This is a genomic window from Bradyrhizobium arachidis, from assembly GCF_015291705.1.
Taxonomy (GTDB): Bacteria; Pseudomonadota; Alphaproteobacteria; order Rhizobiales; family Xanthobacteraceae; genus Bradyrhizobium; species Bradyrhizobium arachidis.
The window spans coordinates 8,856,349-8,880,004 of record NZ_CP030050.1; the positions used below are offsets into that span (position 1 = coordinate 8,856,349).

Below are 23,656 nucleotides of genomic sequence, written 5' to 3' on the forward strand. Positions count from 1 at the left end.
CCATAACCACAGGGAGCAGTTTGACGAAAATCAGCCGTCCGGTACTCAGATCACCTGCGCTCGATGGATTCCGCGGTATGAGTCCCGGCGTTCGCCGGGACGACACCGAGATTGTGGATACGGCTCTCGCTGTAGCGGCTACTCGGCCGCGTCGAGAATCTGCGCCACCGTGGGCTTGAACTCCGGCACCGGCACCGTGCTCCGGGAGCGATAGATCAAACACGAACACCGCAGCAGCGAGGCGAAATTGTTGACCTCGCCGTGGTGGTCGAGCACCTCGTTGTAGAGCGTGGTCAGGAACTTGCCGAGGCTCATGCTCTCCTTGGCCGCGATCTCCTCCAGCGTGTCCCAGAATGCCATCTCGAGCCGGATCGAGGTGCAGTGCCCGCCGATCCGCAAAGAGCGGGTCTGGGATTCGTAGTCGCGTTGGGGCTGGTGCGCGAAGAGATGGCACATGGCGTCCTCCCGTCCTGTTGCCATTTTTTCACGATGCTACACCGCGGCCACGCACCCCACAATCAGGACGGTCACTGGAAATCGCATGATCCGGCTTGCGCGATTTTCTTGAACGTCCAATGTCTTCAATGTGATAGGCAGCCCTCTTCCCCAGGCCGCGACACCGCTGTTGCCCAACACATGCTTTTGACGCAACACGGCTTAAGATAGCCGCCGCCAGCGAATCCAGATCGCAAGCCCAAGCCCAGAGCCCAAGCCCAGAGCCCATGCCCGTCCGCCAATTGCCAGAGCAGGTCGTCAACCGCATCGCCGCCGGCGAGGTGGTCGAGCGTCCGGCGAGCGTGGTCAAGGAACTCGTCGAGAACGCCATCGACGCCGGCGCGAGCCGGATCGACGTCTTCACCGATGGCGGCGGACGACGGCGGATCGGCATCACCGACGACGGCAGCGGCATGACCGCTAGAGACCTGGCGCTCGCGGTCGAGCGCCACGCGACCTCCAAGCTCGACGACGAGGATCTGCTCCAGATCCGCACGCTTGGGTTCCGCGGCGAGGCGCTGCCCTCGATCGGCTCGGTGGCGCGGCTGTCCATCACCACGCGGCACGCGAGCGAGCCGCATGCCTGGGCGCTCAATGTCGAGGGCGGCGACAAGTCCGAGATCATGCCGGCGGCGCTGGCGCATGGCACGCGCGTCGAGGTCAACGACCTCTTCTACGCGACGCCGGCACGGCTGAAATTTTTGAAAACCGACCGCACCGAGGCGGAGGCGATCCGCGAGGTGGTGCGACGCCTTGCGATGGCGCGGCCCGACGTCGCCTTCACGCTCGCCGGCGAGGAGCGCGCGCCGGTGACCTGGGCCGCGGCCCTGCCCGGCGCCGCCGGCCGGCTGACGCGGCTCGGCGACATCCTGGGCGCAGAATTCCGCAGCCATGCCTTTGAAGTCCATGCCGAGCGCGAGGGCGTCGTCGTTGCCGGCTATGCGGCAGCCCCCGCGCTGACCAAGGCCAATGCGCTCGGGCAATATCTCTTCGTCAACGGCAGACCCGTCCGCGACAAGCTGATCCTCGGGGCGGTGCGTGGGGCCTATGCCGACTATCTGCCGCGCGACCGGCATCCGGTGCTGGCGCTGTTCGTCACGCTCGATCCGCGCGAGGTCGATGCCAACGTGCATCCGGCCAAAACCGAGGTGCGCTTCCGTAATGCCGGCCTCGTCCGCGCGCTGATCGTGCACGGATTGAAGGAAGGGCTTGCGCGCGAGGGCCGCCGCACCGCCGCCAACAGCGGCGAGAGCGCCTTGGCCTCGTTCCGGCCTGCCTTCGCGCCGCAGCGCTCCGCAGGCTGGGACTGGCGCGCCTCGCCGTCGGCTCCGGTCGCGCCGATGCCGCCATTCGAAGGCTCCGCCGCGCCCGTCTTCGCCGAGCGCGCGCAGGCTGCGTTCGATGTCGGCGCGCCCAGCGCGGACATCAGGTTCGAGACGCAGCCGGTGGCTGACCTTGTCGACCGCCCGCTCGGTGCGGCGCGCACGCAGATTCACGAGACCTACATCGTCTCGCAAACCCGCGACGGCCTCATCATCGTCGACCAGCATGCCGCGCATGAGCGCATCGTCTATGAGCGGCTCAAGGCTTCACTGGCGGCCAACGGCGTGCAGCGGCAGATTCTCCTGATCCCCGAGATCGTCGAGATGGACGAGGCCACCGTGGAGCGCCTGCTGGAGCGCAGCGATGAACTTGCGTCATTTGGCCTAGCGATCGAATCCTTCGGCCCTGGCGCGGTCGCGGTGCGCGAGACGCCGTCGCTGCTCGGCAAGACCAACGCTGGCGGGCTGCTGCGCGATCTCTCCGAGCATATGGCCGAATGGGACGAGGCTCTGCCTCTCGAGCGCCGCCTGATGCACGTCGCCGCCACCATGGCCTGCCACGGCTCGGTGCGCGCCGGCCGCAGATTGCGCCCGGAGGAGATGAACGCTCTGCTCCGCGAGATGGAGGAGACGCCGAACTCCGGCCAGTGCAACCACGGCCGGCCGACGTATGTCGAGTTGAAGCTGTCGGACGTGGAGAAGCTGTTCGGGCGGCGGTGACGGTGCAGTAGGGTGGGCAAAGCGAAGCGTGCCCACCACCTATCACGATCATGGAAAGTTCGTCGGCACGGCGCGTTGCGCCTTTGCCCACCCTACGGCACTACGGCACCAGCGCTACGGCCTCTTCAAAAACACAAACTCGGTGTCGTCGTACGCCCGTCGCTCCAGCTCCTCAAACCCTTCCGGCGTCACGAACTGCGCGGCTCTCGCCTCTTCCACCACCAGCAGTGCGCCCGATGTCAGCCAGCCGCCGTCACGCAAGGACGCGAGCGCCTTCTCCGCAAAGCCCTTGCCATAGGGCGGATCGAGGAAGACCAGCGAGAATGGCTCGACGGGGTGCGCTGGGCCGAGATCGGTGGCATCGCGGCGATAGACTTTGGTGACGCCGCCGAGGCCGAGCGTCTCGACATTGTTGCGCAGCAGCGCCCGCGCCTCCGCGCCGTTGTCCACGAATAGCGTGAACTTCGCGCCGCGCGAGGACGCCTCGATGCCGAGCGCGCCGGTGCCGGCGAAGAGATCGAGCACGCGCGCATCCTCGATCGGATCGTCATAGGCGTGCACGAGGATGTTGAACACGGCCTCGCGCAGGCGGTCCGCCGTCGGGCGGATGTCGCGCGAGGACGGTGAGGCGAGATTGCGCCCCTTCAACCTGCCGCCGACGACGCGCAAGCTAATCCTCCCGCGGCGTCAGGTCGCGCTTGCCGTGATAGCCGCGTTTGGGACGACGCGGCGGGCCGTAGCCGTTCGCTTCCATCTCGTTGCGCTCGCGCGCCTCCTCGCTGCCGGTGCGCTGCACCAGCACGCGGCGGCCCTTGCGGTCGGCGATCACGGCGCGCTTGCTGGCGGGCTTCTTCGCGCTCGGCGCGTCGTCGACGCGCGAGGATTTCGACGGCACGTCGAATTCGGCGCCCGACTTCTCGATCACCTTGTCACCGAGCTGCTCGCGCAGCACGCGTGACTTGATCTCGTCGACCTGGCCTTCGGGGATCTCGCCGAGCTGGAACGGGCCATAGGAGACCCGGATCAGCCGGTTCACCTCGAGCCCGAGATGAGCGCAGACATTGCGCACCTCGCGGTTCTTGCCCTCGCGGATCGCGAACACCAGCCAGACATTGGCGCCCTGGTCGCGTTCCAGCGTCGCCTCGATCGGACCGTATTTGACGCCCTCGACCTCGATGCCGCTCTTGAGCGCGTCGAGCTGCGCCTGGGTGACGTCGCCATGGGCGCGGACGCGGTAGCGGCGCAGCCAACCGGTGTCGGGCAGCTCGAGCGTGCGCGCAAGACCGCCGTCGTTGGTGAGCAGCAGCAGGCCTTCCGTGTTGAAGTCGAGCCGGCCGACGCTGATCAGCCGCGGCAGGCCTTCGGGCAGATTGTCGAACACAGTCGGACGTCCTTCGGGATCGTCATGCGTCGTCATCAGCCCGCGCGGCTTGTGGTAGAGGAACAGCCGCGTGCGCTCGCGCGGCGGCAACGGCTTGCCGTCGACCAGGACGACGTCGTTCTGCGTGATGTCGAGCGCGGGCGAGTTGATCACACGCCCGTTGACGGTGACGCGGCCCTGCGTGACCATCTCCTCGGCGTCGCGGCGCGAGGCGAGGCCCGCACGGGCCAGCGCCTTGGCGATGCGCTCGCCGGTCTTCTTCGGCTTCGGCGCCTCGTCGCGGCGCGGCCGCCCCTCGAAATCGCGGTCGCGCTCGCGATAGGCGCCGCGGCCGCCGAAGGCCGGACGCTTCTCGAAGATCCTGCTGTCGTCCTCGTTGTCGCGGCGTGGACGGTCGCGGAAGCGGCCCTCGCTGCGCGGATGCTCCTGCCAGTCCATGCGGCCTTCCGGCCGCCCCTCGCGCGAGCGGTTGAACCGCGGACGATCGTCACCGGACCGCTCCTCGCGCGGACGCGAGAAACGCGGGCGATCATCACCGCCCTCGTCGCGGCGTCGCGAGAAACGCGGACGGTCCTCGCCGCCGCGACCACCCTCACGACGGTCGTCGCGCTGACGCCAGGGCTTCTCGTCGCCGCGATCGCGGCCGCCGAAATCCTTGTCGAAGGACTTGCGCGGACGGTCGCCGCGCGGGCCCGCATCGCGCTTCTGCCACGGCTTGGAATCGCCGCGCTCGCCACGATCGCGCGCACGGTCACCGCGATCTCCACGGTCGCCGCCCCGCGAAAACTTCCGCTCGCCGTCGAACTTGCGCTCGGGACGCTCGCCGCGCGGCGCATAGGGCCGCTTCTCGCCGAACTTCCTCTCACCACCGGACCGGCCGGCCGGCCGCGACTCGTCGCGATCCCGGCTGCGCGGCGGACGGTCGTCGCGGCCATGGGACGGGCGGTCGCCACGCGGCTTGAACGGCCGCTTCTCGCCATCGCGCGAGGAGCGATCGGAGAAGGGACGGTCGCCACGCGGCTTGAAGCTGCGCTCGCCGCGGCCTTCGCCGCCGCGGTCATCGCGCTTGAAGCGCGGGCGGTCGGAGAAATCGCGGCGCGGGGCATCGCCGTCCTCGCGGCGGCGGAACGGGCGGCTGTCGCGGTCGCCACGGGGCGGACGGCTGTCGCGGTCGCCTTTGCCCTCGAAGCCGCGCTTGGCGAACTTCTTCTCGGGGCCGCGCGGCTTGCCGCTGCGGCCGCCTTTGGCCGGGCCTCGCCGGCCGCGGGAATCGTTGTCTTTGTCGCTGTCGCGAGGCATGAATAATCTCACTTAAGGAGGCGGCGCGGGAGCAGTGCGCGCGCTCGTTCCGAGCCGCATGCTCAGGCAAAACCGGTAAGCACTTCTGCTGAAGGCGCAGCTACTAGCAGGTTTCTTTGGATGATACGAGGCTTGAAAGCCCCCTCTTTCATGGATTTGGCGCTCAAGACGGCCGAAAATGCCGGAAAAGCGGGCGAAGTTCCGATCGGATGCGTGGTGGTCCGCGATTACGAGGTCATCGCCACCGCCGGCAACCGGACGCTGACCGACCATGACCCCACCGCCCATGCCGAACTCGTTGCGCTGCGCGAGGCGGCCAGGAAAATCGGCAGCGAGCGCCTCGTCGACTGCGACCTCTACGTGACGCTGGAGCCGTGCACCATGTGTGCGGGCGCGATCTCCTTTGCAAGGGTGCGCCGGCTCTATTACGGCGCCGCCGACCCCAAGGGCGGCGCGGTCGAATCCGGCGTGCGGTTCTTCGCCTCGCCGACCTGTCACCACGCCCCGGATGTCTATTCCGGCGTCGGCGAGAGCGAGGCGGCGCGGCTGCTCAAGGAGTTCTTCCGGGAGCGGCGCTAAGGCGCGAGGAAGAACTCGCGCAGCGCCTTCGCGGTCACATCCGGGTTCTCCTCCGTGAGAAAGTGCCCGGAATCCACGGGCATGCCGTCGACATTGGTCGCCCATTGCTTCCATGTATCGAGCGGCGTCGCGGCGGCCTGCGCGATGCCGGCATTGCCCCACAGCGCCAGCATCGGCACCGTGATCTTCTTGCCGGCCTCGAAATCGGCCTTGTCGAGGTCGTAGTCGAAATAGGCGCCGGCGCGGTAATCCTCGCACATCGCATGGACGCGTGCGGGGTCGCGGAACGGGGCGAGGTAATGTTCGAGCGCGCGCTTGTCGATCGCATCCAGCGTCTTCGACTTGGTCTGGCTCGCCATCTTGAAGCGCAGGAAGAACTCGCCATTGCCCGAGATCAGCGTCTCCGGCAGCGGCGCGGGCTGGGCCAGAAAAGTCCAGTGATAGATCTTCAGCGCATAGGCGCGGTTCATCCGCTCCCAGTAATTATAGGTCGGCAGGATATCGAGTACGGCGAGCTTCGACAGCCGTCCGGGATGATCGAGCGCCAGGCGATACGACACGCGGCCACCGCGGTCGTGACCGACGAGCGCAAAGTGCACATGGCCGAGCCGCTCCATCGCCTCGACCATGGCTTTCGCCATCGCGCGCTTGCTGTAGGGGATGTGCAGCGCATCGCTCTCGGGCATGTCGGACCAGCCATAGCCGGGCAGGTCGGCGATGATCAGCGTGAACCTGTCGGCAAGCTCAGGCGCCACGCGGTGCCACATCACATGCGTCTCGGAGAAGCCGTGCAGCAGCAGCAGCGGCGGCCCGCTGCCGCCGACGCGGGCGAAGATGCTGCCGAAGGAGGTGTTGATCCATTCCGAGGCGAAGCCGGGATAGAGGTCGGCGAGATCGGACATCTTTCTGCATCCTTGTCTGGTCGGTCGCGGGGGCGCCTCGACATGACAGTCGAAAACAACCCCATGCACAGTAGCACGGTGAGATCGGCAGAGGACGCTAAGTCCAACGGCCGACTACGCATTTCTGGAATGTCGGTGTGGCGGCGCGATGGCGCGAAGTTTCTTTGCGCGCGCAGCGGCAAAAAGCCTGTCAGCCCTTGGCCTTCTCCGCTTCCACCGCCTGCCAGCCGATGTCGCGGCGGCAGAAGCCGTCCGGCCAGTTGATGCGGTCGACAGCCTGATAGGCGCGGCTCTGCGCCTCTGTGACAGTCTTGCCGAGCGCGCAGACATTGAGCACGCGGCCGCCATTGGCGAGGATCGCACTTTCCTTCTCGACCGTGCCGGCGTGGAAGATCTCGACGGTCTCCACCTTGGCTGCGTCATCGAGCCCCTCGATGCGCGTGCCCTTCTGGTAGTCGCCGGGATAGCCCTTCGCCGCCATCACCACGGTCAGCGCGGATTCCGGATACCAGCGCAGATCGAAATGCTTCAACTCCCCGTCGCAGGCGGCGATGAACGCCGGCACGATGTCCGACATCATGCGCAGCATCAGCACCTGGCACTCGGGATCGCCGAAGCGCACGTTGAACTCGAACAGCTTCGGCCCCTGCGTCGTCAGCATGATGCCGGCGTACAGGATGCCGCGGAACGGCGTGCCGCGCTTTTTCATGCCGGCGACCGTCGGCAAAATGATCTTGGCCATGATCGCGTCGTGGATCGCGGGCGTGACCAGCGGCGTCGGCGAATAGGCGCCCATGCCGCCGGTGTTCGGGCCGACATCATGGTCGAACACGCGCTTGTGGTCCTGCGCCGAGGCGAGCGGGATGGCCGTCTCGCCGTCGCACAGCGCGAAGAAGCTGATCTCGCGGCCGGGCAGAAACTCCTCGATCACGACCTCCGCGCCGGCCTCGCCAAAAGCGCCCTCGAACATCATGGCGATGGCGTCCTCGGCCTCGCGCACGGTCTTGGCGACGACGACGCCCTTGCCGGCGGCAAGGCCGTCGGCCTTGACGACGATCGGCGCGCCCTGGCTGTTGACGTAGTCGCGCGCATCCTCAGGCTTGGTGAAGCGCTTGTAGGCGCCGGTCGGAATGCCGAATTCGGTGCAGAGCGCCTTGGTGAAACCCTTGGAGCTTTCGAGCTGGGCCGGGATCTTGTTCGGACCGAACGCCTTGATACCGGCGGCCGAGAGATCATCGACGATGCCGGCGGCGAGCGGCGTCTCCGGGCCGACCACCACGAGCTCGACCGCATTCTTCTTGCAGAACTCGATCACCGCGGCATGGTCGGCGATATCGAGCGCCACGCACTCCGCCTCGCGCGCCATGCCGGCATTGCCGGGCGCGCACCAGAATTTGGTCACCAGGGGAGAAGCTGCGATCTTCCACGCCAGGGCATGTTCGCGGCCGCCGGAACCGAGCAGGAGAATGTGCATCGAAGGCTCAGAATAAGGGGTTTTGCTGGGGGCGGAGGTCGCACGAATCGGGGCGGGCCTCAAGGGGAAACGCCTGACGCTCCCCGTCATTCCGGGGCGACTTGCTCCGCTGCCCCTTCTCCCCTTGCGGGAAAAGGTGGCGCGCGAATGCGCGCCGGATGAGGGGTTGCATCCGCGAACTCCTCACCCGAGCGAGCCTGTGTCTACCAGCGGAAATGCCCTCTCCCGCAAGGGGAGAGGGCACAGCAAGCCGCACCGCGATGACGATCGCGTCTACACCTGCTTCCCCGCAATGATCTCCTGCAACGTCGCGACGTGCCGCGCGAAGGCGCCGCGGCCGGCTGCCGTAGCGGTGACGGTAGTCTGCGGTTTCTTGCCGACGAAGGCCTTGTCGACCGAGACGTAGCCGGCCTTGGCCAAGGTCTCGATATGGGCGCCGAGATTGCCGTCGGTGGCACCGGTGAGCTTCTTGAGGCGGGAGAATTCGAGACCCGCGGCGGCGGTCGGCAGCGAATTCAGGGCGGCCATGATCTTCAAGCGCAACGGCTGGTGGATGATGTCGTCGAGCTCGGCCATGGCGCTAGCTCCGCCGCATCCAGAGGCCGCCGACGATCAGGCCGGCGCCGTTGACGACGGCCATCCAGGGCAGGAAGGCATCGCCGGTGGCGAAGAAATAACCGATCAGCGTCAGCGCGGTGATCGCGAGCGCGATCACGACGAAGGCTGTGCCGAACCACAGCCCTGCCAGCGCATAGAACAGCATGAAATAGATGGTCCAGAACGTGCCTTGTTGACGCGGCGTGAAATGGCTGAGCACGTGCGCGCAGAGGAAGCCGAAGGCGATGAACATCACAAAGGCGAGCAGCATCCGCATGTCGAAGCTGCGAACCCCGGTCGCAGTCTGGTTCATCGTGCTGATCGCGAACGAGCCGGCGATGCCGAAGACGTAGACGGCGAACCAATAGTAATAAGCGCCGTGCGGCCACAGCCAGGTCGCCATGTTGGCGACGAACACCAGCACGCCCCACATGATCATCATCTGGCTGGCGAGATCGTAGATGCGCGACTGCCGCACGCGCTGGACGATGTCGTCGATCTCGGCCAGCGCGGCAGTGGCCTCCTTGCTGTCGATCATGACTGGTTCGCTCCCCGCGTCGCCACGTCCTCGGCGATCGCGTTGACCGCCTTCGGATTGGTGACCATGCCCATGTGGTTGACACCCTCGATCAGCTTGACGTCGACGGACGGCCTGATGGCCTGCACGGTCTCGGCATATTTGCCGGAGATCATCATCTCGTCTTCAGCGCCGCCGAAGATCGTCATGGGATGCGTCACGGCCGGCAGATCGAGGCGATAGCCGCGCGTCGCAAAGTTGCGCATCAGGCGGTCGGAATAGGTCGGCGTGAGGAAGCGCTCCGAATTCGCAGGCACCGCGAAGGCGAGCACCGGGAGCTGCGCGCAGCAGTCGATGCCGAGCTTGCGCAGCGCGGCGAGGCCGAGGAAGCGCGGGATGTCGGCGCTGGCCCAGCCGCCGGAATGCGGCATGTTGGTCGGCGCGTCATAGCCGAGATAGGGCGCGACCAGCACGGTGCGGACAAACAGGTCCTGCACGATCGGAGTGGCGGCGATGCGCAGCGAGAAGCCGCCGCCGGCGGAATGGCCGATCAGGGTCAGCGGCAAATCAGGCGCGCTCTTGCGGACATGGGCGACAAAATCGACGAGATCGTCCTCGAGCTGGCCGACGTAGCCGATATCGCCGCGCGTGCCCGAGGCACCGTGACCGCGCGTGTCCAGCGCCCAGGTCTCCACGCCGTGCGTGGCGAGCGCCGCCGTCAAGGCGTGATTGACCGTGCCGGAAGAGCCGGACGAGCCATGGATGAAGATCGCGCCGCGCGCGGTGGCCGAACCGCCCGCCGCGTAATGGCGATAACCGAGCCAGGTGCCGTCACGGGCCTGGAAGCGCTCCAGCGCCGGCAGGGTCGTCATGTCGACGCCCTTGCGGGAGTCGGACACCGAGTGCAGCTCCGGCGGCCGCTCCAGCGGGGTCGCGATCAGGGCGGTGAAGATCAGCGCCACGGCACCGATCGCGCACAGGCCCCATTTCAGCAGGCTCAGAGCACCTCGCAGCAATTGCATCGCCATGGCCGGACTCCGTAAAACTCATCGTCAATAGAGAACTCTATAATACAGAGTACTCTTTCGATCAATCCCCGGATTGGCACTGCGCGGCGAAAATCCTTAACGTCGGGTCCGACCCCAAAATGCCGAATCGATTGCCGATGCCGCCTGCGGAACAACTTCACAACGCGCCCGAATTCACCGTCTCCGAGCTCTCACAGTCCCTGAAGCGGACGGTGGAGGACACCTACGGCCATGTCCGGGTCCGCGGCGAGATCTCCGGCTTTCGCGGCGCCCACTCCTCCGGTCACTGCTATTTCGCGCTCAAGGACGAGAGTGCCAAGATCGAGGCGGTGATCTGGAAGGGCGTGCACGGCCGCATGCGCTTCAAGCCCCAGGAGGGGCTCGAGGTCATCGCCACGGGCAAGCTCACGACCTATCCGGGCTCCTCGAAATACCAGATCGTCATCGAGGCGCTGGAGCCGGCCGGCATCGGCGCGCTGATGGCGCTGATGGAGGAGCGCAAGAAGAAGCTCGCCGCCGAAGGCCTGTTCGACGAGGCGCGCAAGCAGCTCTTGCCATGGCTGCCGGAGGTGATCGGCGTCGTCACCTCGCCGACCGGCGCCGTGATCCGCGACATCCTGCATCGGCTCGAGGACCGCTTCCCGCGCCGCGTGCTGGTTTGGCCGGTCAAGGTGCAGGGCGAAGGCTCGGCCGAGCAGGTCGCGGCCGCGATCCGCGGCTTCAACGCGCTGCCGGAGGGCGGCAAGATCCCGCGGCCCGACGTGCTGATCGTGGCGCGCGGCGGCGGCTCGCTGGAGGATCTCTGGTCGTTCAACGAGGAGATCGTGGTCCGTGCCGCAGCCGAGAGCATGATCCCGCTGATCTCGGCCGTGGGCCACGAGACCGACATCACGCTGATCGATTTCGTCGCCGACAAGCGCGCGCCGACGCCGACGGCGGCGGCCGAGATGGCTGTCCCCGTGCGCAGCGAATTGTTCGTCGAGGTCGCCGATCTCGGTCGCCGCACCCGCGCCTATTGGCAGCGCGCCCAGGAGAGCCGCCGCAGCGAATTGCGCGCCGCCGCGCGCGCGCTGCCGGCCGCAGGTGATCTCCTGGCGATCCCCCGGCAGCGGCTGGATTCAGCGGGCGCGTCCCTGCCCCGCTGCCTTAAGGCCAACACGCATGCGCATTTCCGCAGGTTCACCGCGGCCAGCTCAAAGCTGACGCTGCGGGTGCTGCACGGCCAGATCTCGCAGGCCGATCACCGCCTCACCGTATGCGGCGAGCGGCTTGGCCTTTCCGCACGCTCGCTGCTGCGGCAGCGGCGCGACCGCTTTGCCGGGCTCGAGGTGCGCCTGCGTGCCTCAAAGCTGTCCAATGCGCAGGCGCAGCGGAACGCCATCGCCCGCCAGCGCGAGCGCACCCATCGGCTGGCCGAGCGCGCACAGCGCGCGCTGGCAACGCTGCTGCACCGGCTCGATACCCGCGTCGAGAACAGCGGCAAGCTGCTCTCGGCGCTGTCCTATCGCAGCGTGCTCGCGCGCGGCTTTGCGCTGGTGCGCGATGAAGGGGGACATCCCGTGCATGCGGCGGACTCGATCGGTCCCGGCGCACGTGTCGAGATCGAGTTCGCCGATGGCCGGGTCGGCGCGACCGCGGATGCGGATCGCACCGTCCCGGCGGCAAAGCGCGCGCCGTCGCAAGCAAAGCCGGCCACGCAGGACACAAAGCCCGCGCCGAAGCGCAAGCCGGTGGATCAGGGCAGCTTGTTCTGAGGCGCGAGGGTGGCGCTGCGCCCTCGCTGTCATTCCCCGCCGCCGGGTCTCGCCTTCGGCGAGCCCGATGACAGGCTCCGGCGGGGAATCCAGTACGCCGCCGCTTCTCGGTGAATCACAGACGCCTCGGAATACTGGATCGCCCGGTCAAGCCGGGCGATGACAGCGAATGTGTGGAGATGCATGTGGCCTACGCAGCTCGTCATATCAGACCCGTCATCCTGAGGTGCGAGCTGCGCGAGGCGCAGCATCGTGCAGAGAGCCTCGAAGGATGAACGGCCGAGATGCAGCCGGGCCGTCGCCCTTCGAGGCTCGCCGAAGAGGCGAGCACCTCAGGGTGACGGAATTGATAGGGCCCGCCCTACCGGCAGGACAATCCCGCGTCGATCGTGGTCCAGAAGCCGCAATGGTCCGGCGCGCGCATGGGGGCGCCGGCGTGGGCTTCGAACAGGAAGACCGCGACGGTGAAGACGATCAGGGCGGAAGCGAAGAGGGTGATGCGGTTGCGCATGAGGATTGCGTTTAATCGACATCGTGGTCGAAAGATGGCGCGATCACCTGTTGAAACTCGCAAGGCACGCGATCCGTAGATTCCCGGTCGGCCATCAGGCTCCGTGCAGGGCGGTGGTCGATGCGGGGCTGTCCGCCTCACATTGTTCCTCGGGCGGCCCCGCTTCGGCCTTCGCGTCTACCGAGCTACGGCGCGACAAGTCCGCTCATCCGCGCTACCGCGCCAGCCACTCCGCGACTTCCTTCTGCGACTCCGCGCGCGCCTCGGAATCGGTGCCGAGATGGCCGTGCTCGGGTGCGGCGGCGTCGCCGTTAGCAGCGGCCGCATGCAGCGGCGTGTTGGCGCGGTCGAAGTCGTGATAGGCGCCGGGATAGACCACGATGCGTGCGAGCGCGCTGCGGCCGTGTGCGCCGTCCACCATCTGGCGGCAGGCCGGCGGCGAGGAGACATCGTCATTGCCGCCGATCAGGACCAGGGTCGGCACCCGCGTGCTCCACCCCAGACCGGCGGAAATCCGGCAATCGGGATAGAACGCGATGGCGGCGCGGAAATCCGGGCTCGCGTCGCGTGCCCCGCCCTGCGGCCGCACCGCCCAGAGCAGTGCGCTGGCGCCGTTGGCCCAACCGATCAGGCTGATGCGGCTGCGCGCCACCCAGGTCTGCTTCATCAGCCAGGCGCGCGAGGCCGCAATGTCGGCGACGCGCTCGCGCCGCGCCTTGACGTGCATCTCCTTGACGCGGCATTGCGGCCCGAGCTCGCGCGAGCCGTAGCTGTCGGGCAGCAGCACGGCATTGCCCGCCTTGAGCAGGCGCTCGGCCCAGTCACGATAGCGCGGCAGCACTGGTTCTGAATGGTTGCCGAGGCCGCCGCAGCCATGCAGCGCGATCACGGTCGGAAACGGCCCGTCGCCTTCGGGCTTGTAGAGCTGCGCATGCAGCACGCCCGACGACAGCGGAATGTCGACCTGCTGCGGCGCCGGCGACGCATGCGCGGCCGGCATCAGCAGCATCAGGAACAGGGCGGTCAGTCGAAGGCGCATCGGTGTCTGCGTCAAAATCCTTCGGCCCAGCACTATCACGCGAAAACGGCGGCAAAACATCACAAACCGGTGGGTTTAACGGGCGGACAAGCCACCCTATCTATGCTACATCCCGTCCAACACATCGTGCCCTCCCGGGTTCTCCCAGGAAGCGGCCCCTCCACGGAGACTTTCGACCGTGCTGAACAAGTTCGGCCCCTCGGGCCATGGCGAAGCGCAGGTGCAGTATCTCGACGGCGATTTCCGCGTGATCTCGCCGGGGACCTTCGTGCGCTGTGCCATCACCGACACGCGCATCCCGCTCGACGAGCTGAAATACTGGAGCGTCGATTTGCAGGAAGCCTACGCCACGCCCGCTGCCGTGCTGCAGCGGCACTTTCCGGGCGCGCTGAAGCAGCCGTGAGCGTGATTTCGTAGATCTCGTAGGGTGGGCTAAGGCGCAAAGCGCCGTGCCCACCATCTCTCCACGGCAGCAACGAACAACGTGGGCACGCTTCGCTTTGCCCACCCTACGATATCGAGATCGCAGCATCGCTCCGCTATTGTGGCTCGGGACCATCCGTGCCCACGCAAGTCTTGATCGCACTCTTGCGCGCTTCGCCGACGACCTTCTGATCGATCGCCTGCTTCAGGCAATCGAGCCGCGCCTGCGCCATGCAGAGCTGCATCTGGTCTCGCTTCTCCTGCCCCTTAAAGTTTTGCGTCGTCGCAAGACAGGTCACGCGCTTGGTCGCGGGAACCGGCACGGTGGCGGTCGGACTTGGTGCAGGCGCCGGCGTTTGCGCCAGCACCGGCGCAATGATCAGACACACAAGGCTCGCGGCGAAGGCTGCGGACGGCAATCTCATCGAATTCTCCCGATCGTCTGACATCGATAGGCGCCTTGCGATGAATGTCGCCTGAATGGCAGGCTGCGACACGATGGCAAGAGCGCAGCCGCCCTAAAAGCGCGATGAGATCAGGATGAATCGTCATCGCGCTTCAGGTTATTGTTTGAGCATGATCTTTTCGGAAAACCGCTGCGCACTTTTCCGGATCATGCTCCAGCCGCTGGCGATGCAGCCGATCTCCAGGGCATGGCGACGAATGTGCCGGCGTCCCGACGGTGTTCGCGCGCGCTCGCACCGCCGGTCTCACAGACAAATGATCTCATCATGCCGATCTGCGTTGCATCGAATAGCGCGTGCACTCAATGGTGAGTCATTTCGCGCTGTAGTTGGATTCTTTGTTGCAATTCGGCGCGCTTAAGTTGTTTGACGAAATCTTGGTGAAACACAGGGCTGCTAACATGCATGTTAGGTAATTGGCCCTGTTGCTTTTATCGCGCAGACAATCAAGTCAACCAAAAGCCGTTGAGCATTGGAATTGGCGCAGTCTGTGAACGGGCTCATATCGAAGAGCCATCTGACGGGCTAGGATCACCTCGAAAATTCGCGGCGGCATATCAGTCAATCGAATACCAACCGATGGGGGTGTTCATGCCCACCATATTGGACCTGCTGTATCGTGAATATTGCCGCGCCCGTCTCGCTGAAATGCGCAAACAGCTTCTGATCGCAACAGAACGCTTCGAGGCTCTCGATGCCGATCGTCATCCGGCGGATCAGGGTGACGAGAATGAGACGAAGGCGCACCACAAGACCGGCCGCAACGCGCCGCATTGAAGCGGCTCGAAGACCGGTGATCTCTCCCGCGTAGCAATGGCCAAGCAATTGGCTGCAGTTTGGGAGGAAGCGATGAATACACCCGAATGCTATACCTTCATGGTGGCCTGCGCCTCGTGCCTGACCATTATCGGAATGATTGCCGTTGGTGCGTGGTGAGCACGACCAAGTGCTGAACCGAGATTGCAGCCGTGACGCCGTAGGGTGGGCAAAGCGAAGCGTGCCCACGACTCTCACTTTCAACCCAGATGTTCCTGATGGTGGGCACGCTGCGCTTTGCCCACCCTACGCGATCTACAAAATCATCGCCTGGAAAACAGCCGCTCGCGCGCCTTGTAGAGGTGATTGCTGATCAGCTGCCGCAGCGTTGCCGGATCGTCGAAGGAGAGCTGCACGGCGAACGGCACGATGCCGCCTGGCACATCGCCGCGGCCGCGCAGGCGCGCGAGGTCCTTTTCCGTCGTCACCAGCGTGAGCTGCTCGCGTCGGGCGTCCGCCGCAAGCAGGGCGAGCTCGTCGTGCGAAAACCTGTGGTGATCGGCAAAGGGGCGCGTGCGGGCAACATCGATGCCGCAGGCGCGCAAGCTGCGGAAGAAGCGCTCGGGATCGCCGATGCCGGCGAACGCGAAAACGGACTTGCCGGCGAGCTGCCCGACGGAAGCCGTATCCGGCGTCAAGCGTGCGCGCAGCCTGGGCTTGCCGCGCCTTTCGAGCTCGGCCGCGACATCGTCCGCGGCATGGCCGTCGCCGATCAGCACCAGCGCGTCGGTGCGCGCGAGCTGCGCCTTCAGCGGCGCGCGCAGGGGGCCGGCCGGAAACACCTTGCCGTTGCCGAGGCCGCGCTCGCTGTCGATCACGATCAGCGATGCATCCTTCATCAGATGCGGGTTCTGGAAGCCGTCATCCATCAGGATCACGGTGGCGCCTTGCGACTTCGCCAGCGCGACGCCGTCGACGCGGTTGCGCGCGACCGCGACGGGCACGTCGCGCACCATCATCAGCGGCTCGTCGCCGATGTCGGCGGCAGTGTGACGCGCGCGATCGACCATCACCGGGCCCTGAAGCCGTCCGCCATAACCGCGGCTGAGCACCACCGGCGTCTCGCCGAGCTCGCGCAGCAGCTTGGTCAGCGCCAGCACGGTCGGCGTCTTGCCGGCACCGCCGACATGGTAATTGCCGACGCAGATCACGGGAATGCCGGCGTCAAAGCCCTTGCGCGCCATGCGGCGCGCGGTGATGGCGCCGTAGAGCGCGCCCAACGGACTCAAAAGATGCGACTTCGGGGAACGTGGCCGGTACCAGAAGGCCGGCTCACGCATTGGCCGCTCCCATCTCGATCCGCAGCTGCAGCAGATACGGCTCGAGTGCGCCCATGGTGCGGTCGAGCGCGCCGCCGAGCTGATCCACCACGCCGCTGCCGGCGCGCTGCATCTTGTCGCGCATGGTGGGATCGGCCAGGAGCTGGCCGAGCTGCTTGACCAGCACTTCCTGCGTGTCGGCCTGACGCGCGCCACCGCTCGCATCGAGCGCCTCGTAGACGTCGGCGAAGTTGAAGACGTGCGGGCCATGGACGATCGCGGCCCCGAGCTTGATCGCCTCGATCGGATTCTGCCCGCCATGGCGGATCAGCGATCCGCCCATGAAGACGATCGGCGAGAGGCGATAGAACAGGCCGAGCTCGCCCATGGTGTCGGCGACATAGACGTCGGTCGCGGCGGTCGGCAGCTCCTCGCGCGAACGCAAGCCGGGCTTCAGGCCGGATGCCGTGATCAGCCCTGCGATCGAGGAGCCGCGATCCGGATGGCGCGGGACGATCACGGTGAGGAGTTGCGGAAAGAAACCGGCGAGGCTGCGATGGGCCGCGACCAGCATCTCGTCCTCGCCCGGATGGGTCGAGGCCGCGACGATGATCGGACGCCCGCGCGTCATCGCCATCAGCCGCTCCAGCCTCGCGGGATCGGCCGGCGGCGCGGGAACGTCGAGCTTGAGATTGCCCGTGGTGACGACGTCGCGGCCGCCGAGCGCGGAGAAGCGCTCGGCATCGACCTTCGATTGCGCTAGGCAGATGTCGAACCGCGACAGCAGCGCCGAGATGGTGCCGTACATCCGCCGCCAGCGCGGGAAGGAGCGCGGCGACATCCGCCCGTTGATCAGCACCATCGGCACCCGGCGCGCTGCGCCCGCCAGGATCAGGTTGGGCCACAGGTCGGATTCGATGAACAGCGCCAGCGACGGCTTCCAATGGTCGAGGAAGCGCGCGACGTAGCGCGGCGAATCATAGGGCACGTATTGATGGATGACGTCGGGCGGAAAGCGCTTGGCGACGACGGCCGCAGAGGTCACGGTGCCCGAGGTGAGCAGGATGCGCAGGTTGAGGTCGCGCAGGCGCTCGATCAGCGCGGCCGCGGCCAGGACCTCGCCGACGCTGGCGCCGTGGATCCAGACCAGCGGACCGTGCGGACGGACGTCTTGGCTAAGGCCCCGCCGCTCGCCGACGCGCGCGGGATCCTCCTTGCCCTGCTTCAGCCGCCGCTTGATCAGCGCAGGCGCCAGCGGCACCAGGCCGCTCGCCAGGCGATGATACATCCGCAGCGTCATCGGAAGCGAACTAGCCATCTGCGGGTCCCGGACGGCCGAGCTGCGCATAGGCGCGGCGGGTCGCCTCGTTCAGCGTCTCTTCCAGCTCGAGCCGCAGGGTTTCCATCATGGCCGCGTCGGCGTCCGGCGGAACGTGGATTTCCTTGATGCCGACCAATGCGCCCCGCCCGAATGGCAAATTGATGGTGGTACGGTCCCAGTTCTTGAGCCGGATGAATCGGCTGGTCGCCATCGCGAAAGGCATGATCGGCCGCCCCGATTCCCGTGCCAGCATGATGATGCCGAGCCCGGCCACGCGCGCGCGCTTGGGGACATCGGCGGTCAGCGCGACATTACAACCGTCCTCGAGCGTCCGCACCATTTCCTTGAAGGCGCCGACACCGCCCTTGCGGTGGAAGGCGCCGCCATGGTCGCCGGAACCGCGGATCGTGCCGATGCCGAGCCGCTCGGCGGCGATCGCATTGTACTCGCCGTCGCGGTGCCGCGAGATCAGGACCCTGGCCTTGTAGGAGTCCTTGTTCTTGATGAACGGGGTGAGGAAATGCTGGCCGTGCCAGAATGCGAAAATCGCCGGGATCTGCGGCTCGACGATGTCATAGACGTCGGGCGGATCGAACGTGAACTTGTTGGTCCGCCAGACAAAGCGCAGATATTCGGCCGCCAGGACCCCGACGGCACGCTGAAACCAGCTGCTTCGCAGCGTATTGCGAAGCAGTTTCTTCAACGCGCCGGCTTCGATTCTTGGGTAGGGTCGAGCAGCCGGTGCAGATGGACGATGAAATAGCGCATCTGGGCGTTGTCGACCGTGCTCTGCGCCTTGGCCCGCCAGGCGGCGTGGGCGGTCGCATAGTTCGGATAGAGGCCGACGATCTCGACGTCGTCCAGGTTCTTGAAGGTGTTGTGCTCGAGATCGACGAGCTCGCCGCCGATGACGAGATGCAGCAATTGTTGCGGGGCACTATCTGACATGGATTCTGTTCCTAACGGGCTGCCCGGCAAAGCAGTGTTCGACAAGCACGACGAAAGCGCTTCAGGCTAAGGGGCGGTTTCGAAGATGCGCGACAATGCTCGCATGACGATCGCGACCCGCTGCCACCAGCACCCCGTGCGCCACTTCCCGGCGGTTATAGAGGATGGGATCTCCGGAGAGGTCGCTCATCCTACCATCCGCTTCCTGCACGATCAAATCGGCCGCCGCAAGGTCCCAATCATGGCTGTTGCCGCCCGCAAAAGCCGCATCCAGCACGCCATCGGCGACCCGGCACAGGCGCAGCGCGAGCGAGCCGATTCGCGGATGCAGCTTGATGTCGCCGCCGGAGGTATTGAGCCGCTCGACCATCGGCTTCGGGCCGGCGACGCGGGAGAAATCGAGCGCCGATCCGCCCGCTGCCCGCACGGCCTTGCCGTTCAGCGTCGTGCCCTGGCCGCGGGCCGCGAAGAAGAACTCGTTGGTGGTCGGCGCGTATACCGCGGCCAGCACCGGCGCGGCATCCTCGACCAGCGCGACGCTGACGCACCATTCGTCATGGCCGTTGAGATAGTTGCGCGTGCCGTCGATGGGATCGACCACCCAGGTCAGCCGCCGCGACAGCCGCGTGGAATCGTCGGCGCTCTCCTCCGACAGCCAGCCATAGCCTGGAGTCGCCGAGCGCAGGCGCGCCTCGAGCAGGTCGTTGACGGCGATGTCGGCTTCCGAGACCGGCGAGGACGCGCCCTTGATCCATTTCCTCAGCTCGGTGCGGAACATCGAGTGCGCGAGGCTGCCCGCCTCCCGCACCGTGTCTTTCAGCAGCGCCGCATCACGCGTCAGGATGGTTTCGAGGGAGTGCGCGTCAACGTCCGCCAAGCGTCAAACCCTCGATGCGCACCGTCGGCGCATTGATGCCGTAGCGGAACTCCAGATTGTTGGCCGGCTGCATCGATTTGAAGATCTCGAACAGGTGGCCCGCAATCGTCACCTCGCTGACGGGATAGGTGATCTCGCCGTTCTCGATCCAGAAGCCGGAGGCGCCGCGGCTGTAATCGCCGGTGACGCCGTTGACCCCCGAGCCGATCAAATCGGTGACGTAGAATCCCTGCTTGATGTCGGAGATCAGCTCGGCCGGCGTCGGTGTGCCGGGCTCGAGATGCAGATTGTAGGGCCCCGGCGAGGGCGAGGACGAGACGCCGCGATGGGCGTGGCCGGTGGTGACGAGGCCGAGCTCGCGCGCGGTGGCGCAGTCGAGCAGCCAGGTCGTCAGCACGCCCTCGTCGACGAGCGCAGTCCGCTTCACTGCGACGCCTTCGGCATCGAAGCTCTGCGAGCGCAGGCCGCGCTTACGCAAGGGATCGTCGATGATGCGGATGTTCTTGGCGAACAGCTGCTGGCCGAGCTTGTCCTTGAGGAAGCTGGTCTTGCGCGCGATCGAGGCGCCGTTGATGGCGCCGACGAGATGGCCGACCAGCGAGCCGGCAACGCGCGGATCGAACACGACGGGCACCTTGCAGGTCTCGACCTTGCGCGGATTGTAGCGCGCCACCGTGCGCTCGCCGGCGGAACGGCCCACGACTTCCGGCGACAGCAGATCGGCGCCATGCGGCGCCGAGGTGAAGTCGTAGTCGCGCTCCATGCCGGTGCCTTCGCCTGATATGGCGGTGGCCGAGATGCCCTGGCTGGAACGCAAATAAGAGCCGTGGAAGCCGGTCGAGGTGACGAGCACCATGCCGCCCATGCCGGCCGATGCCGACGCACCGCCGGATTTGGTCACGCCCTTCACGGCGAGCGCGGCGGCTTCAGCAGCCAGCGCGCGGCGCTCGAGCTCTGAAGTTGCGGGCACGTCGGGATCGAGCAGATCGAGATCGGGGAAGTCGCGCGCGAGCAGCGCGGGATCGGCGAGGCCGACATATTTGTCTGATGGCGCGACCTTCGCCATCGCCACCGCGCGTTCGGCGAGCTTGGTCACGGCATCGCCGCTGACGTCGTTGGTCGAGACCACCGCCTGGCGCTGGCCGACCAGCACGCGCAGGCCGACATCGTCGCCCTCGGACCGCTCGGATTCCTCGACGCGGCCGTCGCGCACCTCCACGCCTTGCGAGACGCCGCGCACCGCGACCGCATCGGCCGCATCCGCGCCGGCGCGCCTCGCCGCCTCCACCAGCCGCTGTGCGAGATCGGACAGCGCGGACTGATCGAACAGATCGCGATTGGCTTTAGGCGAAAGCGTCGAGCTTGGTGAAGGGTTCACAAACGAAATCCTGTTGGGGCGCGGGAGGTTTCGGGGCGACAGGCGCCGTGACCACCAGATGTGCCCAAATGGTGCGGACTTCAAGCGTTTTCAGCCCGCAAAAGGCTCAGATTCGCACGTCCAAGGCAACGTCTCGTCAATCATGCGCGCCAAGGTCTTGTCAATCATGCGCGGCGGTGAGGTTGGATTAACCAGCCTTTTTAAGCGGTTTCGGAAATGGACGCGCTAAGGTCCTCGCATCGACCGGGAACATAATCTCGGCGGGGAGAATGAAAGCCGTGAGGCGTCAAACATCAACAAGCGGGGTCGCTCCCGCCGGGTCGAGCCGCTCCTTGCGGCTCGACCCTCTTTCCCTTCCGGTCCGCTTCGATGCGCACGATCCGCGCGCCGACGGTTACACCCGGCAGATCGAGCTTCATCGCGAACGCGTCGTGCTGCGCCGTGCCGTCCGCGGCATGCAGATGGCGATCAACGTGCGCGTCAGCGACTTCGTCGGCGTTGCGCTGCGCGGCAATGACGAGGCGCAGGCGCTCGTCCTCGTGCATCGCGATCCCTCGCTCTCCGTTCCGCTGCAGGTCAGCGCCGACGGCGAAGAACTCAACGAGGCCTGGGCGATCTGGAGCGAGCTTTTCGCGCTGCCGCAGCTCGACGAAGGCGCGCGCAAGCCCGCAGCCCGCCGTCGCCGCGCCAACGCGATCCGCACCCGCCGTCCGAAATTCTTGATGCGCCGCCGCGCCGGCGTCGCGCGCGAGCTGCCGGTTCATCTCGGCGAACACGAGATCATCGCGCGGAATTGAACGGCACTCACAGGTGCCGTGGGGTGGGCAAAGCGACGCGTGCCCATCTCGTCTATCTTTTTCTCGGAAAGATGGTGGGCGCGGCGCAAGGGCGCCTTTGCCCACCCTACGGCGTCACGCCGCCCGCATCACGGCGTCCGTCAGCAATCCCGCAAACAGCAGCAGGCCCGCGTGCTTGTTCGAATAGAACAGGCGCTTGCACAGCTCGGGATCGTCGATCCGGAGGCGCACGATCTGCGAGGCGAGATGCGCGGCGAAGGCCATAAGCCCGAGCCATGCCGGCCAGCGCACATCACCTGATGCCAGCGCGACACCGATCAGCACCACCGCGAGGCCGTAGAACAGGATCAAGGCCTGGTGCGTGTGCGCGCCGAACAGGCGCGCGGTGGATTTGACGCCGATCAGCGCGTCGTCCTCGGCATCCTGATGCGCGTAGATGGTGTCATAGCCGATCACCCAGGCGATCGACCCGGCATAGAGCACCAGCGCGGTGATGTCGATGCGGCCGAAGGTGACGGCAAAGCCCATCAGCGCGCCCCAGGAGAAGGCGAGCCCGAGGAAGACCTGCGGCCACCAGGTGACGCGCTTCATGAAGGGATAGACGGCGACGACCACCAGCGAGGCGATGCCGGTCACGACGGCAAAGCGATTGAACTGGAGCAGCACGACGAGGCCGACCAGCGCCAGCGCGACCAGGAAGGCCAGCGCCTGCTTCACGGTGATTTGCCCCGCGGGCAGCGGCCGCGAGCGGGTGCGCTCGACCCTGGCGTCGAGGTCGCGGTCGGTGATGTCGTTCCAGGCGCAGCCTGCCCCGCGCATCGCAAAGGCGCCGATGAAGAACAGCACAATGGTGAGCGGCAGGCGGCGGACGTCGTGCGCCATGCCGCTCGCGAGCGCGGCCGACCACCAGCACGGCATCAACAAGAGCCAGGAGCCGATCGGACGATCGAAGCGGGACAGGCGCAAGTAAGGTCGCGCCCAATGCGGCGCGAGCGTATCGACCCAGTTGCCGGTGGAATCGGCAACACGGGCGGATGTGTCGCTCATCGGGTGAGGACGTTGCCGTTGAGCGTGTCGAAGGTGCTGCCGCCCTTCTTGCCGGCATTGGCTTCAGGCGCAGAACCAGACCCCAGCACCTCGCTCAGCGACGGACCGGCCGGCCGCGCCTGCTGTTGCTGCATCTGCTGCGCGACGTTGCAGACCTTCGTCGTCATGGCTTCGGTGTTCTTGTGGCCTTCCTTCATCTGCGCGCCGACCTGTGCCGGGATGCCGCATTTGGCGGAATTCTTCTCGATGTATTTGAGCATGTTCGTTTCAGCCTGGCTGAAATTGCGGATCAGCTTGCAGGCCTCGTCCGGCGGGGCGTGACGGTCGCTCGCGGCCTTGATCAGCTTGCCGCGCTTTTCGGCCTCCTCGCGCAGAGGCAAGAACGCCTTCATGCAGTCCTCACCGGAACCGGCCTGCGTCGGCGGAGCGGCGCTGAAGGCGCCGGCGCCGCCAATGGGCGCAGCGCCATTCACGGGAAACGAGGATTGCGGTGCCGCGCCGACAGAGGCGGTCGGCGCCGAGCCGTTCACGGGCGGAAAGGCCGAGCTGCTCGCAGCCTGGTTCGGTAGCGGCGCCGGGAAGGCGCTTTGCGCATAGGCGCCCGCGGCGCCCAGGCTGATCATGGCGACAGTGATCGGAACCATCAAATGACGGATCATCAAGACAGTCTCTCCGGCAGGAGCTTACGGGGCTCGGCGTCTTCCCAAT

The 23,656-nt window shown here is 66.4% G+C and carries 25 protein-coding genes; 6 read left to right on the forward strand and 19 right to left on the reverse strand.

The genetic code is table 11. The features are described 5' to 3' along the window. Positions 1-138: 138 nt before the first annotated feature. Positions 139-456 carry a ribbon-helix-helix domain-containing protein gene (locus tag WN72_RS41840; protein WP_027563069.1) on the reverse strand — a complete coding sequence of 106 codons (318 nt, stop codon included), beginning with the start codon at positions 454-456 and terminating at the stop codon, positions 139-141. A 266-nt stretch (positions 457-722) separates the two neighbouring features. Between WN72_RS41840 and mutL the strand changes: the two genes are divergently transcribed. After that, positions 723-2,537: a DNA mismatch repair endonuclease MutL gene (mutL, locus tag WN72_RS41845; protein WP_092215318.1), complete on the forward strand. Its 1,815-nt coding sequence runs from the start codon at positions 723-725 to the stop codon at positions 2,535-2,537. Between the two features lie 114 nt (positions 2,538-2,651). Here mutL and rsmD read toward each other — a convergent pair whose 3' ends face one another. Continuing rightward, positions 2,652-3,206: a 16S rRNA (guanine(966)-N(2))-methyltransferase RsmD gene (rsmD, locus tag WN72_RS41850; RefSeq protein WP_092215320.1), complete on the reverse strand. Its 555-nt coding sequence runs from the start codon at positions 3,204-3,206 to the stop codon at positions 2,652-2,654. Between the two features lies 1 nt (position 3,207). Then, positions 3,208-5,217: a pseudouridine synthase gene (locus WN72_RS41855; RefSeq protein WP_167380765.1), complete on the reverse strand. Its 2,010-nt coding sequence runs from the start codon at positions 5,215-5,217 to the stop codon at positions 3,208-3,210. 120 nt (positions 5,218-5,337) lie between these two features. Between WN72_RS41855 and WN72_RS41860 the strand changes: the two genes are divergently transcribed. After that, positions 5,338-5,796 carry a nucleoside deaminase gene (locus WN72_RS41860; protein ID WP_035730700.1) on the forward strand — a complete coding sequence of 153 codons (459 nt, stop codon included), beginning with the start codon at positions 5,338-5,340 and terminating at the stop codon, positions 5,794-5,796. Here the strand turns inward: WN72_RS41860 and WN72_RS41865 are convergent. The 5 genes from WN72_RS41865 to WN72_RS41885 all read right to left on the reverse strand — a co-directional run bounded on the left by WN72_RS41865 (position 5,793) and on the right by WN72_RS41885 (position 10,314). Then, positions 5,793-6,698 (reverse strand): alpha/beta fold hydrolase, encoded by a 906-nt coding sequence (locus WN72_RS41865; RefSeq protein WP_092215324.1) that lies wholly within the window; start codon positions 6,696-6,698, stop codon positions 5,793-5,795. The two genes, WN72_RS41860 and WN72_RS41865, sit on opposite strands and share 4 nt — an antisense overlap. A 190-nt stretch (positions 6,699-6,888) precedes the next feature. Further along, positions 6,889-8,172, reverse strand: a complete 1,284-nt coding sequence (gene purD, locus WN72_RS41870) for a phosphoribosylamine--glycine ligase (protein WP_092215326.1) — start codon at positions 8,170-8,172, stop codon at positions 6,889-6,891. Between the two features lie 273 nt (positions 8,173-8,445). Then, on the reverse strand, positions 8,446-8,748 hold the full coding sequence (locus WN72_RS41875) for a winged helix-turn-helix domain-containing protein (RefSeq protein ID WP_027563076.1): 303 nt from the start codon (positions 8,746-8,748) through the stop codon (positions 8,446-8,448). A gap of 4 nt (positions 8,749-8,752) precedes the next feature. Further along, entirely contained in the window at positions 8,753-9,307 is a 555-nt protein-coding gene (locus tag WN72_RS41880; RefSeq protein WP_092215328.1) for a hypothetical protein, read from the reverse strand. Then, entirely contained in the window at positions 9,304-10,314 is a 1,011-nt protein-coding gene (locus WN72_RS41885) for an alpha/beta hydrolase (protein ID WP_027563078.1), read from the reverse strand. Before WN72_RS41885 ends, WN72_RS41880 begins: the two co-directional genes overlap by 4 nt. A gap of 137 nt (positions 10,315-10,451) precedes the next feature. Between WN72_RS41885 and xseA the strand changes: the two genes are divergently transcribed. Continuing rightward, positions 10,452-12,068, forward strand: a complete 1,617-nt coding sequence (gene xseA, locus WN72_RS41890; protein ID WP_167380773.1) for an exodeoxyribonuclease VII large subunit — start codon at positions 10,452-10,454, stop codon at positions 12,066-12,068. Between the two features lie 361 nt (positions 12,069-12,429). Here the strand turns inward: xseA and WN72_RS41895 are convergent, their stop codons facing one another. Both WN72_RS41895 and WN72_RS41900 read right to left on the reverse strand, forming a co-directional pair. Continuing rightward, positions 12,430-12,579: a hypothetical protein gene (locus WN72_RS41895; protein WP_167336549.1), complete on the reverse strand. Its 150-nt coding sequence runs from the start codon at positions 12,577-12,579 to the stop codon at positions 12,430-12,432. 214 nt (positions 12,580-12,793) lie between these two features. Then, on the reverse strand, positions 12,794-13,618 hold the full coding sequence (locus WN72_RS41900) for a dienelactone hydrolase family protein (RefSeq protein WP_167380766.1): 825 nt from the start codon (positions 13,616-13,618) through the stop codon (positions 12,794-12,796). 178 nt (positions 13,619-13,796) lie between these two features. Here WN72_RS41900 and WN72_RS41905 point away from each other — a divergent pair, with 178 nt between their 5' ends. Then, positions 13,797-14,021, forward strand: a complete 225-nt coding sequence (locus tag WN72_RS41905) for a DUF2093 domain-containing protein (RefSeq protein ID WP_027563082.1) — start codon at positions 13,797-13,799, stop codon at positions 14,019-14,021. Between the two features lie 136 nt (positions 14,022-14,157). Here WN72_RS41905 and WN72_RS41910 read toward each other — a convergent pair whose 3' ends face one another. Then, a complete protein-coding gene (locus tag WN72_RS41910; protein ID WP_027563083.1) occupies positions 14,158-14,466 on the reverse strand; it encodes a hypothetical protein in 309 nt (102 codons plus the stop codon). A gap of 618 nt (positions 14,467-15,084) precedes the next feature. Here WN72_RS41910 and WN72_RS41915 point away from each other — a divergent pair. Further along, entirely contained in the window at positions 15,085-15,282 is a 198-nt protein-coding gene (locus tag WN72_RS41915; RefSeq protein ID WP_027563084.1) for a hypothetical protein, read from the forward strand. A 302-nt stretch (positions 15,283-15,584) separates the two neighbouring features. Here the strand turns inward: WN72_RS41915 and lpxK are convergent, their stop codons facing one another. From lpxK to WN72_RS41945, 6 genes are all read right to left on the reverse strand, one after another. Then, positions 15,585-16,601: a tetraacyldisaccharide 4'-kinase gene (gene lpxK, locus WN72_RS41920; RefSeq protein WP_092215336.1), complete on the reverse strand. Its 1,017-nt coding sequence runs from the start codon at positions 16,599-16,601 to the stop codon at positions 15,585-15,587. Further along, entirely contained in the window at positions 16,594-17,928 is a 1,335-nt protein-coding gene (locus tag WN72_RS41925) for a 3-deoxy-D-manno-octulosonic acid transferase (RefSeq protein WP_092215338.1), read from the reverse strand. Before WN72_RS41925 ends, lpxK begins: the two co-directional genes overlap by 8 nt. After that, positions 17,891-18,604 carry a lysophospholipid acyltransferase family protein gene (locus WN72_RS41930; protein ID WP_027563087.1) on the reverse strand — a complete coding sequence of 238 codons (714 nt, stop codon included), beginning with the start codon at positions 18,602-18,604 and terminating at the stop codon, positions 17,891-17,893. Before WN72_RS41930 ends, WN72_RS41925 begins: the two co-directional genes overlap by 38 nt. Beyond that, the gene (locus tag WN72_RS41935; RefSeq protein ID WP_027563088.1) at positions 18,601-18,849 is read right to left on the reverse strand and encodes a DUF4170 domain-containing protein; all 249 of its coding nucleotides are present in this window, start codon (positions 18,847-18,849) and stop codon (positions 18,601-18,603) included. Before WN72_RS41935 ends, WN72_RS41930 begins: the two co-directional genes overlap by 4 nt. Positions 18,850-18,910: 61 nt before the next feature. Further along, on the reverse strand, positions 18,911-19,726 hold the full coding sequence (locus WN72_RS41940; RefSeq protein WP_092215340.1) for a 3'(2'),5'-bisphosphate nucleotidase CysQ: 816 nt from the start codon (positions 19,724-19,726) through the stop codon (positions 18,911-18,913). Further along, on the reverse strand, positions 19,713-21,104 hold the full coding sequence (locus tag WN72_RS41945) for a TldD/PmbA family protein (protein ID WP_027563090.1): 1,392 nt from the start codon (positions 21,102-21,104) through the stop codon (positions 19,713-19,715). Before WN72_RS41945 ends, WN72_RS41940 begins: the two co-directional genes overlap by 14 nt. 278 nt (positions 21,105-21,382) lie before the next feature. Here WN72_RS41945 and WN72_RS41950 point away from each other — a divergent pair, with 278 nt between their 5' ends. Next, a complete protein-coding gene (locus WN72_RS41950) occupies positions 21,383-21,901 on the forward strand; it encodes a DUF6101 family protein (protein ID WP_027563091.1) in 519 nt (172 codons plus the stop codon). Between the two features lie 114 nt (positions 21,902-22,015). Here the strand turns inward: WN72_RS41950 and ubiA are convergent, their stop codons facing one another. Then, complete coding sequence (gene ubiA, locus WN72_RS41955; protein WP_092215342.1) at positions 22,016-22,948, reverse strand: 4-hydroxybenzoate octaprenyltransferase; 933 nt, start codon at positions 22,946-22,948, stop codon at positions 22,016-22,018. Then, positions 22,945-23,607: a hypothetical protein gene (locus tag WN72_RS41960; RefSeq protein ID WP_027563093.1), complete on the reverse strand. Its 663-nt coding sequence runs from the start codon at positions 23,605-23,607 to the stop codon at positions 22,945-22,947. Before WN72_RS41960 ends, ubiA begins: the two co-directional genes overlap by 4 nt. Between the last annotated feature and the right edge of the window lie 49 nt (positions 23,608-23,656).